At 40.2% G+C, this 15319-nt stretch carries 9 protein-coding genes; 6 read left to right on the top strand and 3 right to left on the bottom strand.

Translation table 11 applies throughout. From position 1 onward, the window contains the following. Positions 1-98 precede the first annotated feature (98 nt). From LN995_RS01215 to LN995_RS01195, 5 genes are all read left to right on the top strand, one after another. Positions 99-5819, top strand: a complete 5721-nt coding sequence (locus LN995_RS01215) for an Ig-like domain-containing protein (RefSeq protein ID WP_229957579.1) — start codon at positions 99-101, stop codon at positions 5817-5819. 10 nt (positions 5820-5829) lie between these two features. Beyond that, positions 5830-6852 carry a PorP/SprF family type IX secretion system membrane protein gene (locus tag LN995_RS01210; protein ID WP_229957577.1) on the top strand — a complete coding sequence of 341 codons (1023 nt, stop codon included), beginning with the start codon at positions 5830-5832 and terminating at the stop codon, positions 6850-6852. 131 nt (positions 6853-6983) lie between these two features. After that, positions 6984-7379: a transmembrane 220 family protein gene (locus LN995_RS01205; protein WP_229957575.1), complete on the top strand. Its 396-nt coding sequence runs from the start codon at positions 6984-6986 to the stop codon at positions 7377-7379. 1305 nt (positions 7380-8684) lie between these two features. Further along, on the top strand, positions 8685-11555 hold the full coding sequence (locus tag LN995_RS01200; RefSeq protein ID WP_229957573.1) for a PAS domain-containing sensor histidine kinase: 2871 nt from the start codon (positions 8685-8687) through the stop codon (positions 11553-11555). A gap of 8 nt (positions 11556-11563) precedes the next feature. Next, the gene (locus LN995_RS01195) at positions 11564-11974 is read left to right on the top strand and encodes a response regulator (protein ID WP_229957571.1); all 411 of its coding nucleotides are present in this window, start codon (positions 11564-11566) and stop codon (positions 11972-11974) included. 184 nt (positions 11975-12158) lie between these two features. Here the strand turns inward: LN995_RS01195 and LN995_RS01190 are convergent, their stop codons facing one another. Next, the gene (locus LN995_RS01190) at positions 12159-12536 is read right to left on the bottom strand and encodes a hypothetical protein (protein WP_229957569.1); all 378 of its coding nucleotides are present in this window, start codon (positions 12534-12536) and stop codon (positions 12159-12161) included. 243 nt (positions 12537-12779) lie between these two features. Here LN995_RS01190 and LN995_RS01185 point away from each other — a divergent pair, with 243 nt between their 5' ends. Further along, complete coding sequence (locus LN995_RS01185; RefSeq protein ID WP_229957567.1) at positions 12780-13007, top strand: hypothetical protein; 228 nt, start codon at positions 12780-12782, stop codon at positions 13005-13007. Between the two features lie 16 nt (positions 13008-13023). Here LN995_RS01185 and LN995_RS01180 read toward each other — a convergent pair whose 3' ends face one another. Beyond that, positions 13024-14034, bottom strand: coding sequence for an alpha/beta fold hydrolase (locus LN995_RS01180; RefSeq protein ID WP_229957565.1), 1011 nt, complete (start codon positions 14032-14034; stop codon positions 13024-13026). A gap of 480 nt (positions 14035-14514) precedes the next feature. Further along, entirely contained in the window at positions 14515-15195 is a 681-nt protein-coding gene (locus tag LN995_RS01175) for a porin family protein (protein WP_229957564.1), read from the bottom strand. Positions 15196-15319 lie beyond the last annotated feature (124 nt).

The following is a 15319-nucleotide window of genomic DNA, read 5'->3' as shown; positions in this document are numbered from 1 at the left end:
TTATGTGCAACCTTTACTGCTGAAGCCGTTCAAGGCTTCAGCATTTTTACCATAACATAAAGACTTTATATTAAAACAAACTTTTACAGCTTTTAACCATGCAGCCAATATTAAAAGGCATTTTGTTAGTACTGCTCATTTTGTTCTGTGGGCTTAATAGCAGAAATGTGTACGCTCAGGCGTTAAGTACTGAGGACTGTGATGATGTGGATGCCAATATCATAAACACAAACTTAACAAAGAACTTCATCTATTGTAATTACAGTAGCAGTGGTGTTATTTCTGTTAGATTTGATTTTGAGAATACCTCTAGTACGAAAGATACAAATCTAAGCTATCATATTAGTTGGGGAGACGGCAATGAAAACACCTATGGGCCAGAATTCAGCAATGTAAGCCATGTCTACGAAACAGATGTAGCAACCTCCTTTGAGTTGGTGCTTACAGTTACAGGAGCATCGGGCTGTAAAGAAGTTAAAAAGGAAACAGTTTATATTGGCAGCAACCCCAATGTGTTGGTAGACGTCGGCGGTAGTTCTTATTTATGTGCGCCTGCTACTTATAAATTTACCGTTAAGGGCTTCAAAAAGAACCCGCCCAACACGCTTTATACTTTCACCATCAATGATGGCTCCGAAACTATTACACGCACACACCAGGAATTACTGCAAGATTCTGTTTTAGAACATACTTTTACACAAGCTTCAACGTCTGGCGGCTTTTCTGTAACTGGTGTAGCATCTAATAATTGTAGCAGTTCAGAAAGTACCTGGAAAGGTATTAGAGTGACCGAAGGCCCTAAGGCAGAAATAGGATTAACCAGCAGGAGTAGTTACTGTGTTAATCAGGAAATTATTCTGGAGGATAACTCTACAGATGGCTTGGATGGTAATGGCAATACGATGCCTTACACTGCCAGTTGGGAAATAACACCTGAAACAGGCTGGAATATTACTACGAGCTCAGAAGGAGCCAAAATCATTTTTACCCAGCCCGGAGATTACACTGTGGTGCTTACTGCATCTCCTGACGATCCTAATACAAATTGCCAGGCCAGCTCTGCAGACATGTCCTTTAAAATTGTAGCTCCTCCGGTAGCTGATTTTACACTGCAACCCTCTCCAACAACTAATTGCATCAATAATACGGTAAGCGTTCTAAACACCTCTACCGGGGAAGATGTCTTCTGGAATTGGGCGGTAACAGACTTAGATGGTCAACCTGTAAGCAATTGGGGCAACATGGCAGGTGGCGACGAAACTTCAAAAGAGCCAGTATTTAACTTTACTAAACCCGGCCAGTATAACATTACCCTTACAGCCAATAATGGCTGCGAACCAAGTACTAAAACAGAAACTATCACCATAAAAGGTAAGCCTATAGTTACTTTCCCAACGGCAGATCAATCCTATTGTGAATCACAGATAGTAAACTTTAGTGTTAATAACGACATGAAGCATCATCCACAGTATGATGCTCAGTTTGGCAACATCAGTTCTTATACATGGGAAGTGAATGTGATTTCCGGGCAAGGAGATTATTCCTTTGATAATGGCACTGACAGAAATTCTAAATACCCTGTTATCAACTTCAAGACGCCTGCTGTTTATAAAGTCTTGGTGTATGCCACAAACGAATGTGGTGTAACCTCTGAGGCTGGTGTACAAACCATAACGATCAATCCGCTACCTGATTTACAGATAGAAGCTCCAATAACTACTATCTGCGAAACGGAGAGCATCAGGTTAAAAGCTACCGGTGCTGATACGTATACATGGGAACCTGCTCCAGGCTTATTCACCACCGACATAGATGCTGAGGTAATAGTTGCTCCAACAGAAACGACCACCTACACCGTTACAGGTACCAATACTACAACAGGTTGTATTAGTACCCAATCTGTAACCGTGGTAGTAAATCCTTTACCTACAGTTACTGTTAAAAACTCTGCTGCAGAGATCTGTTTTGAGCAAGGCACAGCGACACTTATAGCATCAGGTGCAGATACTTATACATGGTCACCTGCTACTGGACTAAGTGCCACAGAAGGCAATAGTGTAACAGCATCTCCTAAAGAAACAACCATTTATACTGTAACAGGCTATAACTCAGAAACCACATGTAGCAACACAGCAACTGTTACTGTTACTGTAAACCCTCTACCGGTTGTTAATGCTGGCCCGGATATGATTGTATGTGACAACCCTACGCCAATACAGTTAAAAGGCAGTAGTCCTGCAGGCGGTACATGGAGTGGAGAGCATGTTAGTGCCGATGGCTACTTTGTTCCTGATGGGCACGGCTTCTTTGTTCTAAGGTATACTTACACTGACGCCAAAGGCTGCACTAACTTCGATGAGAAGACAATAGAGGTAAGGGATGCTTTTGAAGCCAATGCAGGAGTTGACAGAGAGGTATGCCTTAACAGTGGCAACATTAATCTGTATGGAACTCCTGTAGGTGGTTCGTGGAGCGGGTCTGAGTATGTGTCAGAAGCCGGAACTTTTACCCCAAGTAAGGCAGGAACTTATACGCTTACCTACACTTACTATACTGGCTCCTGCTCCACTACAGATGAGATGCAGGTAACAGTAAAGCCTCTTCCTGAAGCACCCGTAGTAAACGGCAACACCAATATCTGCTATAACAGCACAACCACATTAAGTGTAAACACAACAAATTTAGTTAAGTGGTACAGCGTAGCAAGCGGTGGCTTGCCTTTACCAACTAACGAAACAAATAAATACACCACTTCACCGCTTACTAAATCTACCTATTTCTACGCTGAGGTTACAGGCGAGAATGGCTGCGTAGGACCCCGAACACAAGTAATCGTAACTGTTAGGCCGCTAATACCTGCTCCTATAGTAGAGCCATATAGTATGTGCGGGCCAGGAGAGGCTGTGTTAGTGGCAGAAGGAATGTCCCCAAATGGTACAGAACCTATCTATAACTGGTACGACAGCGACGGTAATTTACAGTTTACAGGTAAAACATTTACTCCTTCTCTAACAGCCAGTGGCACTTACACTTACTATGCTGAAAGCGAAATTGATGATTGCGTAAGCCCTCGTACGGAGGTTAAGGTAACGGTTTACCCTGCCCTTGATAATAACACTATCGCTGTCACCGATAATGCTACCACCATATGTTATAACCAGGCACCAAACAAACTCATCGGCTCTGGGCCAACACCTAATGGTGGAAATGGCAGGTACACCTACAGATGGGAGTCTAAATCAGAAGAGGCTAACAGTGTATATACATTAGTGTACAGAGCAACTGACCCTTCTTATCAACCAGGCTCTCTTACCAAAAGCACATGGTTCAGAAGAGTTGTTATGTCTGCAGGTTGCGAGTTAGCATCAGAACCAATATTGATAACTGTACTACCCGAAATCTCCAACAATTACATAAATAACGTTCCAACAATTTGTGAAGGAGACGTACCAGCAACTATCACAGGTGAAATACCAGAGGGAGGCGAAGGCCCTGATTCTTACAAGTACACCTGGGAAATCAGTACAGACAATGGTGTTAGCTTTACCGCTGCTCCAGGCGATAACACCAAATATGATTATACAGCTCCTGCACCCTTAACTATTCCAACCTTGTACAGGCGCTCTGTTACATCAGGAGCATGTCTTAACAACTTAAGTAATGTTGTCAGAGTCAATGTTCTTCCTAAGATAGAGAACAACACCATCAGTATGGTTAATAATACTGTTTGTTATGGAGGACGACCCGGTTTAATTTCAGGTGTCAAACCATCAGGTGGCAATAACAGCTATACTTATTTGTGGGAGTATAGTGAAGATGGTGTTAACTATAAAGTAGCCCCTGCACCTAATACGAACATAACTTATGCTCCATACGAATTAACAAAAACTACATTATTCCGTCGTAAAGCAATATCCGGAGAATGTTATGACCTTTCGGATCCAGTAGAAGTTGTTGTGCATGATTTAATAGCTAATAATACCATTACTGCCAGCCAGGCTATTTGTACCAACACAGCTCCAGAAGAACTTATTGGCTCAGACGTAACTGGTGGCACAGGCTCTTATGACTTTGTTTGGGAGTACTCTACTACAAACACACCTGGGTCATTCATACCAGTGGCTACTGGCGGCAGAGGTAAGCATTACAAGCCGGGGGCATTAAAAGAGACCACTTACTTCAGACGCTCAGTTACCTCCGGTGCATGCGCCGAACCTTCTAATGTGGTTGAGATTTTAGTTTATCCGGAAATAACACGAAACACCATTACGCTATCTCAGAATATTTATTACGGACAGATTCCTGCTCCGTTATCAGGCTCAGTTCCTGCAGGAGGAAGAAGTGAAAATTATACTTACCTCTGGGAGTACAGTGAGGACGGCACTAACTTTACTCCTGCCGCAGACCCAAATACAGGTAAAAATTATGCTCCAGAAGCTTTAACAAAAGATACTTGGTACAGACGTATTGTTTACTCTGGTGGATGTGAAAACATATCTAACCTTGTAAAAATTACTATAACTCCGCCAATAGCAAATAACCTCATACAAGCAGACCAGATTATATGCTATAATAACCGACCAGCTACCATTACTGGCAATGCTCCGACTGGTGGTTATGGCGACTATGAATACCTGTGGCAAGCAAGTATTCAGGGGCCTGGCAGAGGCTGGGTAACAGCAGCAGGAATAAGCAATGACAAGGACTATACTCCACAAGCTTTAACACAGACGACATGGTTCAGACGCCTTGTTATTTCTAACACCCGAACAGATGAGAGTGCAGCTGTTATGATTACTGTAAACGCAGTGTTAACTAATAATGAAATAAGCACAAGCCAGACAATCTGTTATGATACAGCGCCAGCTACCTTAACAGGAACAGTACCTAGGGGAGGAAGCGGAGATTATAACTATTTGTGGGAATACAGCATCGAAGGGCCCAACAGTGGCTATACCATTGCACCCGGAGCAAACAACAGGAAAGATTATAACCCGAGGGAGCTCGTACAGAACACTTGGTTCAGACGAATAGCCACCTCAGAATCGTGCGAAGAACTGATAAGTAATACGGTTATGATAACTGTTACACCTCTTCCAGCAGCACCAGTTGTACATGATGCATCTATTTGCGGAGGCAATGCGGCAACCCTTACAGCTGCAGGCACAGGAGGCAGAATAGAATGGTACGCAGGCGCGTCCGGGGGAACTCCAATAAATGTTGGCAGCACCTTCACAACACCTGCACTTTACCACACTACTACCTATTATGTGCAGGAAGTACACTCATGCGTTAGCCCACGCATAGAGGTAACAGTAAATGTGGTGGAAGTTACGGCAAATGCCGGCCCTGATATAACTATTATCGAAGGTAGAAAAGCAGAACTTTACGCCACAGGAGGAATAAGCTATTCCTGGTCTCCGGCAATAAGCCTTAATAACCCGAATATAGCCAACCCGGTAGCTACACCTGAAAAGACTACTACTTATATTGTGACAGTTAAAACAGAAGAAGGGTGTGTTTTCACAGATGAAGTTACAGTTACTGTGCTGCCTTTAGTATCGGTGCCAAACACTTTTACTCCAAACCGGGACGGCATAAATGATATATGGATGATAGAAAACATCTCAAAGTACCCTAACTGTAAAGTGCAGGTATTTAACCAGTGGGGTAATCAGGTATTTATATCCGATGGTTATCAAGCCCCTTGGGATGGTAGTCAGAATGGTCAGGAACTGCCTCTGGCAACCTACTATTACATTATCCAACTAGACAAAGATGAGAAGCCAATAACAGGCAGTATAACAATTGTGAAGTAACTAAACATCTATGAACAAACTTCTAGCTTTTGTAACCGTGCTTTTACTGTCTGGCCAGGTGCTTGCACAGCAAAAGCCACAATACACGCAGTATACGCTTAACAACTACCTCCTGAACCCTGCCATTTCCGGTATAGAGGATTACGTGGACCTGAAACTGGGAACACGCCAACAATGGTCAGGCTTAGAAGGCGCACCGGTTTCCTATTATGCTACTATTCATACCCCTATCAATAAGGATATGACCAGCACATACAGCAGGAAACAAGCAGGAGGAAAATCAAATGAGATCAGCAACAAAAGCACAAATGTTTACCGCCGGGTAAAAGCGCACCATGGTGTGGGCGGCATGCTTATGACAACCAAAACTGGTCCTTTAAAGCGTAGTAGCGCCAATGTTAGCTATGCTTATCATTTACCAGTTTCCCGTACCACACGAGTCTCTGCAGGCATAGCACCTGGAGTTATTCAGTACAGCCTGGACCAGAACTATGTCAAAACAGGAAACCCAATGATAGATGACCCGGCTATTGTAGATGGCCGCGTGAATGAACTAAAGTTTAATCTGGATTTGGGTTTGTGGCTTTATTCCCAGAATTACTATTTAGGTGTAGCAGGATCACAATTAGTCCCTAGCAAACGACAGTACATAGATACAGGCTCGCCAGAATATAATAATGCTGAACTACAGAAACATTATTTTGTTACAGGAGGTTACCGCCTGGATGTAATGTACAATTTAACGGTTATACCATCTGTCATGATTAAAATGGCGCAGCCTAGCCCCGCTTCAGTAGATGCCACTGTTAAAGCACTTTATGCAGAAAGGCTGTGGGCAGGCATATCATACAGACACAAAGAATCTTTTGCAGCTATGGCAGGCATAAATGTGAGCCACTTAATGGACATAGCCTATTCTTACGATGCCAGCACATCACCTTTAGGTGTTGGGCATGCTGGTAGCCATGAGGTTGTACTTGGGTTTAAGTTACGCAATTCGAAGAAAGTAATATGCCCTAGTTGGGCCTGGTAATCTAATTATCAAATAAAAGCAGTGAGGGAAGGTTTAACAACCTTCCCTCACTGCTTTTATAGCACTTAATATCGGTTATGTGTTCATTTTTTATTAAGTTGATGTGGTTGAAATTACTAATCATATAACGCATGACCTTTATAAGAATTTGGGCTTTTACATTAGGCTTCTGCTTTCTAGGCTTTGCCGCAGTACAGTATAATGACCCGGATGCGCTCGCCTGGATAATAGTATATGCAATAGCAGCACTTTTAAGTTTTGCTGCAGCATTTAATAAAATTAACAAAGTAGTATTGTATGCAGCTTGCATTATATATGCCGCCGGAGCCTTCTACTGCTGGCCTGAACATTTTGAGGGAGTTTCTGATAGTATGCGTGACGCGACAACAGGATATCTTATTAAGAATGTTGAAGAAGGGCGGGAAGCGTTAGGCTTAACAATATGCAGTTTGGCTATGTTAAGCTATGGATTATTAATAACCTTTACTAATAAGCAAAACAGACCAATTATAAATGAAGGTGCTTAATTTAAAGGTTACAACTATTATCAGGTTAAAGCTGTTCAGCTTTAAAACCTACTTTCTCAACGGTGCCTTTTATAGTTTCAGCCTCCAGCATGTTTGCCATAACTTCTTAAAGCTTATCCAGGTTCTCAGTGTTTACTTTCGAGCCCTCTGCCCCATCGAATTTGTTTGAAGAAAGTATCTCTGCTTTAACACAACCACCGCAGTTTATGATGGATTAAAATCTGAGTATTGCCTTTATTCCCTTAGGTTTACAACCATAAAACTTATTTTTTAAGCTTTATGCCCTCTCCTAACTAAATGTGCAGCAACTAAGACATATAGCCAGATTCAGCTGATTCTAACCAGCTACATTAGCTGTATATAAAATCAGGTTTATCTATAGAAGCAGGAACCTTAAGCTTTTCCCATAGTCTCTCATGCTGAAAAAAATCATCCTAAAAAAACATTACAGCATGACTTATCTTTCGTAGCATGATCAATATAAAAGGAACCTTAGCTAGCAGGCTCATCTTGTTATTAAAATAATTATATAATTACTTTAAATAATATCTTATACTAAACAAAGTTTCTTGTGTTAAGGTTATGTTATCAGATTTTTAACAAAATAAGATATATATTTTAACACCTATATTCTGTCCGTTCGAAATAAAATAATTAATTTAAAGCCTGAAAGTGAGTTTTTAATTTCAAAATCATTTTTAGGCATTAATATATTAAGTACTTTTGCACAAACGCTTAAACCTTAAAGCTTAAGCATTTAAGCAATACTTTCACTAAGACACAGCACAACTAAACAAACTTAAGATATGGTTTGCTGAATAAGCAGCTGTATTATTAAAATTAAAAATGAACTTTAGTAATAGCAAAATAGGCTTTATAAATTGTCCTGATATTGTTGGCAGAAGTTTTTCTTTTGTTTTGATTGGTTTAGCCACAATATTAACTATTACCAGTATATACTCCTTTTACAACATCAATACAACAAAAGAAAAATACAAAAATATATCAAATTCGCTCCTAAGTCTGCAGTTGTTAGCCGATTCTCAGCATAATTTAGCCGTAACACATCAAGAATTACTGGCTCAACTTGCTATAACAAATCCTTCTGCTAAAACTATATATCATAGAAAGACAGATAGTAGTACAAATACATTAAAAAAGCTCCCAGTGCTATTAAAAGGCATAATAAGCAGAGACTTACTTGCCCAGCTCAATGCCAATAAAAAAGTATATTTTGAAGTTGCCGATAGTTTAAAAAAACTACATGCACAGCATAAGACTCAGGAAGCTGTTACCTACAGTGAAATGAATCTAGAACCTGCCTACCAGGCTTACCAGTATCTTCTTTCCGATCTTTATAACAAAGTACACCTGTATGCGCAGGGAAAAGATAAAGCTACTGTTACTTCTATTAATGAAATGGCTAAGCACCAGGCACTCTTATTATGCTTAGCTTTTATAACAGCAGGTATAGCTACGGTATTTTATAAGCGGGTATCTAAGCAATCAAGACAAAAAAGCCTTTCCCTAAGCGAAGTGGTTGACGAGAAACAGCTACTTGATAACAGTTTACTGAAAAGCAAACACCAGTATCAGATGCTTTTTGATAAGAACCCAATTCCAATGTGGGTTTTTGACCAGAATAGTTATAAATTCCTACAGGTTAATGAAGCTGCACAAAGAGAGTATGGCTATTCTCAAGAAGAGTTTCTTCAAAAAACCATATTAGAAATACGCCCGGAAAGCGATACCGACGAAGTCATTAAAAGGCTATCAGAAATTGGCAAAGAAAACTTTGCCTCTAGCGTACGTCGCCATAAGCGGAAAAATGGCAGCATTTTTTATGCTGAGGTCAGTTCTCATGCTCTACCACCTGAAGGCAACACCCAGCCACGACTTGTAGCCGCAGTTAATATACACGAGCGTGTACAAGCCTTAGAAGAGATTAATAAGCGGGAGAAACAGTTAAAAGAAGTCAGCTCCAGTATACCAGGTATCGTTTATCAGTTCAAGCTTAGTAAGCGGAAAGAATATGCTTTTACCTTCATCAGCGAAGGGATTAACAAACTGACAGATGTTTCTCCTGATGCAATATATCAGGCTCCTGAGTTACTCTTGCAATATATACACCCTGAAGACTTAGCCCTGGTAAAAGAAAGTGTTGAATGTTCTTATAAGAACCTGACCCCATGGGAGCTTGAATTTAGGGTAAATCATCCTAGCACAAAAAAAAGCATGTGGCTACGGGGACACAGTATTCCTACCTATGGGGAAGATGAAGAGGTTACATGGAATGGCACCTTCATTAATATTACCAAGCTTAAAGAAGCACAAGTGAAGCTAATAGAAAGTGAAGCCAGCCTTCACGCTTTGCTTAACAGTTCTCCTCAGGCTATTTTTTCTCTAGATCAGGAACTGAATATTACAATGTTCAATGCTGTGGCTGCCAAGGAAATAAAGAAATTCTTCTTAAAGGATTTAGCTACAGGTCAAAACTTTCTTGATTTTATAGTCCCTGAGAAAAAAGCATGTGTGACAGATTCTCATGCACGAGCACTGAAAGGTAGAACGGTGAAGTTTGAAGAAGCCGTAAATGACTTTTTCTATGAGATAATATTCAGACCAGTACTTAACAAAAATGCTGAAGTACTAGCTGTTTCTATCATTCTAAGGGATATATCAGAACATAGAAATGCCATTAAAACTATAAAGCAGAATGAGGCACAACTCGCTAGAGCACAGGAGTTGGCCAAAATGGGCAACTTTGAGTACAATGCTTTAACAGATACCCTCACCTGGTCTGATGGGGTTTATAAAGTTTTCCAGGTAACAAAAGAAACATTTACCCCTACCTTACATAGCTTTAAACAACGTATACACCCTGAAGACAGAGATACTCTGCAGCAAGAAATTAACAGGGTGTTTTCTCAAAAGCTAATTTCTAATATAGAATATTGCATTCTGCTCCAGAACGGATCAACCAGGCATGTTTATCAAATAACAGAACCTACCCTCGATGCAAATAACAACATAATTAAAATATCAGGGTCAATACAGGACATAACTGAACGTAAGCTGGCTGAACGTGAAATAACTGAAGCTAAGAACTTACTGCAGTCGACTATAGAAAACGTTCCTGAGGTTATTTTCTCCTTTGACACGTCGCTTAATATAACTTATGTTAGCCCTCAATCAGTAGAAATAACAGGTTATAACGAAAACGACTACAGAAATAATGCAGGGCTTTGGTTGGAAACCATGTACCCCGCGGATAGAGATAAATTTCTAAACCATGTAGTACCAAACCTGCTGACAGGAAAAAGGCAGCAGCAGGAAGTTCGTAAAATTGGCCGCACAGGAGAAATGAAGTGGTTACTGCTACGCATCTCTCCCATGAAGAACGAGAAAGGAAAAATTATCCGGTTTGATGCGTCAGCCTCTGATATGACCCAATACAAAATTGCTGAGGCGAAACGAAATGAGCTAACCGAACAACTAATACGCCAGAACCAGAACCTGCAACAGTTTGCCTATATTGTTTCTCATAACCTGAGAGCTCCAATAGCAAACATTCTAGGCTTAACGTCTATTTATGACCGGGCAAAGGCAGAAGCTCCTATGAACCAGCGCGTAATTGACGGGTTGGTAAAATCTGCACAGCTTCTTGACACGACAATACAGGATCTAAACGATATCCTCTCTATCAGAAATGAAGAGAACCTTGTTAAAGAAGAGATTGCCTTTGAAGATGTGCTCAAAGATGTACTGGAGAGTATTTCAGAGAAAGTAAAAGATATAGATGCTTCTATTGAATACAACTTCAAACTGGCTCCGACTGTTGTTAGTGTGCGAAGCTATGTGTATAGTATTATCCAGAACTTAGTTACAAATGCAATAAAATATAGATCATCTAATAGAAAACTGCATTTGAACTTAAATACAACAAAAGATAGTGACTATATTTGCCTCCGCATTAGTGACAATGGTTGTGGCATAAATTTAGCCAAGGAAAAAGATAAAATTTTTGGACTCTACAAACGCTTCCATTCCAATACCAGCGGCAAAGGTATTGGACTTCACCTGGTAAAGACACAGGCAGAAATGCTTGGAGGCAGAGTCGAGGTTGAAAGTGAGGTTAATGTAGGTACAACTTTTAAAGTTTATATAAAAGCATAGCTTAGTAAATGGGTTCCTTAAGAAGAGTAGTATTGATTGATGATGATCAGATTAATAATTTCGTTTGCGAGACTATTATTAAAAATAATAATTTTGCAAACGAAGTTTTAAGCTTTGAGTGGGCAGAAGATGCCGTAGCTTTTCTTTCAAAAGTATCACAAGAAACCCCTGAAAATTTTCCTGATTTGATATTTCTTGACATAAACATGCCAGGCATGGATGGGTGGTCTTTTATTGATGAGTATCGAAAACTACCGGAAGAAATAACAAATAAATGCTGTTTGTTTATGCTTTCGTCAGCTGTAGACAGAAAGGATGTTATTACAGCTAAGAATATGCAGGAAGTAAAAGATTTCTTTTCAAAACCACTTTCTCCTGAAATTTTGGATTTTATAAAAGATGAATTTATTAGCGAGTAGTAGTATACCATTAGCTTCTATATACCCAGTCTACAGTATTTAACCCTGTCTCAGATAACATAAGATATAAATTTTAAGCCCTGCAGTCTGTAACTTCAAAGCAAAACGCTTTAGCATGTAAGGAGGAAAAAGAAGAAGGTTGCTGAAAAATTTCAGTAACCTTCTTCTTTTTTATAAATAATAGTTAGCGTCTGCTAAAATCTGCATCGCTCGATTTCTCCTCATCCTCACCTAGAGGTTGATCACCACGCCGTATTCCAGATACACTATCGTCCATGGCTGTATCGCTTCCCTCGTACTCATAACCTGGGCCCTGAGCAAACGACTCAACACTGCTATGGTCATTATCACCATAACCTGTAGTTTCATTGCCACCAATGTGGAGGTTCTCCAACTTATCTTTTTGTCCAGCTCTCTCTTGTTCACCACCAGGTCCGATGTTACGTTTTGCTGAAGGGTCTGGTGTGTTGCCCATCGACATACGCTCGTTATAATCGTCGTTATTAGTCTTTGTGCTAGTTGGTTCTATTTTTTTATTTTTATCTTCTTCACGATTTTCCATAGTCAGTTTGTTTTAAAGTTATAGTATTTGTATACGCTAAGGCATGGGACATGTTGTAAACAAAAGAATGCTGTTTAACATGCATACATTAACTTACAGAATCCAAGATATGTTGTACCTGAATATGAATCCCTAATACAACTAGTGCTCGCTTTTGTAAGAACTTTCCAAAATACAGGAAGTAGTTGGCACCTCTCTTGCTTCTGTTTTGTTAACTTTAAAACCAAATAAACAGAGCGACAAATGAAATTATCAAAAGTTTATGACCCAAAGGAGATGAACTCCTACCAGTTTGTAGCTGCAACAGGCTTAGTTATGACTATCGTAGCCCATATTATTCTGGCTTTGGTAGGCAAAACAGTACAAACCTTTGAAGCGTTGTACATTTGTTGGGCTGTTTTTTTCACCTTAGGCACTATTGCTAACTTCAATTCCAAGCCTGACGACCATAGCCATCATCACCATCATTAATCAATATATTTTAGTTCTACTTTAGGAATTTCAACAGTGCCTGATGAAACTTATCTGTGGCCTCTAGATGAGGTATATGACCTACATTTTTTAGTTCTACAAGCTTCGCATTAGGTATAGCACCTGCAGTCTGCTGCCCGAGTAGGGGATATTGCCCATGCTGCTCCAGCTTCTGCTTGTCTTTTATGTAGCCTTTGCCCACTATTGTTCTGTCTGCCTGCCCAATTATCAACAGTGCAGGCACTTTAATCTGGCTAAATTCATACACAACTGGCTGTTGGTAAATCATAGCATAGGTTAGTGCCGAGGACTTTGCCACTTTAGGGTAATCCGGGCTTTGCAGCTGGGCAGATGGTACTCTTACCCACTCGTCATAAGACGGCTTCCAGGATGTGTAGTAGCTTTTGTGGTAGTTGCGTGTAGATTCTTCTGTTCGCTTCATTTCGGTTTGGTACAGCTCTTCCAGATTCTTGTAGGGTACAAAGAGCCTGTAGTCTTCCAGCCCGATAGGGTTCTCTAATACCAGTTTTGAAGTCATTTCAGGATACATGAGCGTAAACCGTGTCGCCAGCATACCTCCCATAGAGTGGCCAAGCACTACTACCTGTTTTACTCCCAGGTATTGCAGTAAATCATGCGTGTTTTGTGCCAACTCATGAAAGTTATAATATATAGCAGGCTTATCTGACTTTCCAAAGCCAATCTGGTCAGGCACTATCACACGAAACCCGTTATCTGACAAGAACTTTATTGTCTGCCTGAAATAAGCACCAAAAAAGTTCTTCCCGTGTAATAACATTATTGTCTGTGGGTTTTGTACTTGTTTGGAAGGAGCCACATCCATATACGCCATCTGATACTTCTCCCCTTCCACACCTACACTTACAGGCAGCTTTTTCACTTCATGAGGGTACTCATAACCGTCGAGTGTGGCATTGTAGGTTTGCTGCTGGGCCTGCACAAAATTTATAATGAGCAGTTGCAACGCTACAACTACATAAACTTTACATGAATTTATTATTCTCATCGTTTTTAATTTTTAGCTATTCTTACTTTAACAGTTTTAGATAGGTTTTAAGCAATATCAGCTATTAGATGTAGATGCCGTTGTATCAGGGCCAACTGTTATGTAAAAATCTATTTCAGATGGCGCTGTAATAACATTAGGTTTGTTGATTGGCACCTGAGAATCAACAAATCCTGTAACCACCACAATTACTACACACAAGAGTGGAAAGTGATCTATTATGGAAGTACAATTTACTGCCTGTGGTAGTATTGAGCAGTAGCAGATAGCTTCTGACTAGCATGCTGATAAAAAAACTCTTTCAAAAAGTCATAAATCAGTTTTGTTAGAAGCAGGTAATCTTGCACCTTAATCTACCCTGATATTACTGTTAAAGAATATCATCATCTGCGATAAAACCTTTAACTAATAAAAAAAGCCAGCCACTGTACTATTCCAGGGCTGGCTTTCCATCACCATAAACATTATAATAAAAATATTTTAGAATGAATAACCGATGGAAGCTTTAACAACACGATTGTAAGTTTCAAAACTTCCATTGGCATCAATTGGGCTTAAACCTAAGTCGTAGCCAGCACTAACATTAAAACCATTAGTAAAACGGTATCCAAGGCCACCACTTACAGCAAAATCAACCTCACGAAAACCACTGTTCATATCAAACTCTTGGTTAAGGGCATTAAATCCTAAAGCTCCCGCTTTTGCTTCTACTTTGTTCGACACCAAGTACGAAATCTGCGGCCCGGCATAAATGTTAAATCCATTTCCCACATATAGTCTGGCTAGCACAGGCAGATCTATGTATTCGGCTTTGTTGGTGATGGTTACATTAGCATTCAAAAAATCAAGTCCATCCACAGGCATCTTACCTGTTAGCTTAGTTCCTTTTTGCGAATACTGCAGCCCTGGTTCAATCTCAAACCCTGGCGCTACAGGTATGCTTACATAACCTCCTACATGAAAGCCTTCCCGCATACTACTGCTTACAGATCCTTCAGATAAACCAATAAGACCCTGCGCACTGTTCATTGTTTCGCCTTGCCAATCTGCCAGGTTAACACCTGCTCTTATTCCGAAATGCACCGGCTGTTGCTGCGCATTTACTTTAGTGGTTGCAAAACCCAGCACCACTATTGCTATTAGTAAGAATAACTTTTTCATCCCACATAAATTTAAAAATCACACATTCATTACTTTAAGCTGCGCAGCTTACTTAAGCAAATGGAAAAACCGTGCCAGAAATGAACTTATTTCAAATACTAAATTATCCCCAAAGTATAGTTAA

Source organism: Pontibacter silvestris (assembly GCF_020907275.1).
Lineage (GTDB): Bacteria > Bacteroidota > Bacteroidia > Cytophagales > Hymenobacteraceae > Pontibacter > Pontibacter silvestris.
Note: the sequence above shows the minus strand (reverse complement) of the source record. Positions and strands in the feature narration are given on the sequence as shown.

Coding starts and splice junctions, on each gene's coding strand:
- LN995_RS01195 (WP_229957571.1), top strand. CDS start 11,564: ATGGGTTCCTTAAGAAGAGTAGTATTGATTGATGATGATCAGATTAAT.
- LN995_RS01190 (WP_229957569.1), bottom strand. CDS start 12,536: ATGGAAAATCGTGAAGAAGATAAAAATAAAAAAATAGAACCAACTAGC.
- LN995_RS01200 (WP_229957573.1), top strand. CDS start 8,685: ATGAATCTAGAACCTGCCTACCAGGCTTACCAGTATCTTCTTTCCGAT.
- LN995_RS01210 (WP_229957577.1), top strand. CDS start 5,830: ATGAACAAACTTCTAGCTTTTGTAACCGTGCTTTTACTGTCTGGCCAG.
- LN995_RS01180 (WP_229957565.1), bottom strand. CDS start 14,034: ATGAGAATAATAAATTCATGTAAAGTTTATGTAGTTGTAGCGTTGCAA.
- LN995_RS01185 (WP_229957567.1), top strand. CDS start 12,780: ATGAAATTATCAAAAGTTTATGACCCAAAGGAGATGAACTCCTACCAG.
- LN995_RS01215 (WP_229957579.1), top strand. CDS start 99: ATGCAGCCAATATTAAAAGGCATTTTGTTAGTACTGCTCATTTTGTTC.
- LN995_RS01205 (WP_229957575.1), top strand. CDS start 6,984: ATGACCTTTATAAGAATTTGGGCTTTTACATTAGGCTTCTGCTTTCTA.
- LN995_RS01175 (WP_229957564.1), bottom strand. CDS start 15,195: ATGAAAAAGTTATTCTTACTAATAGCAATAGTGGTGCTGGGTTTTGCA.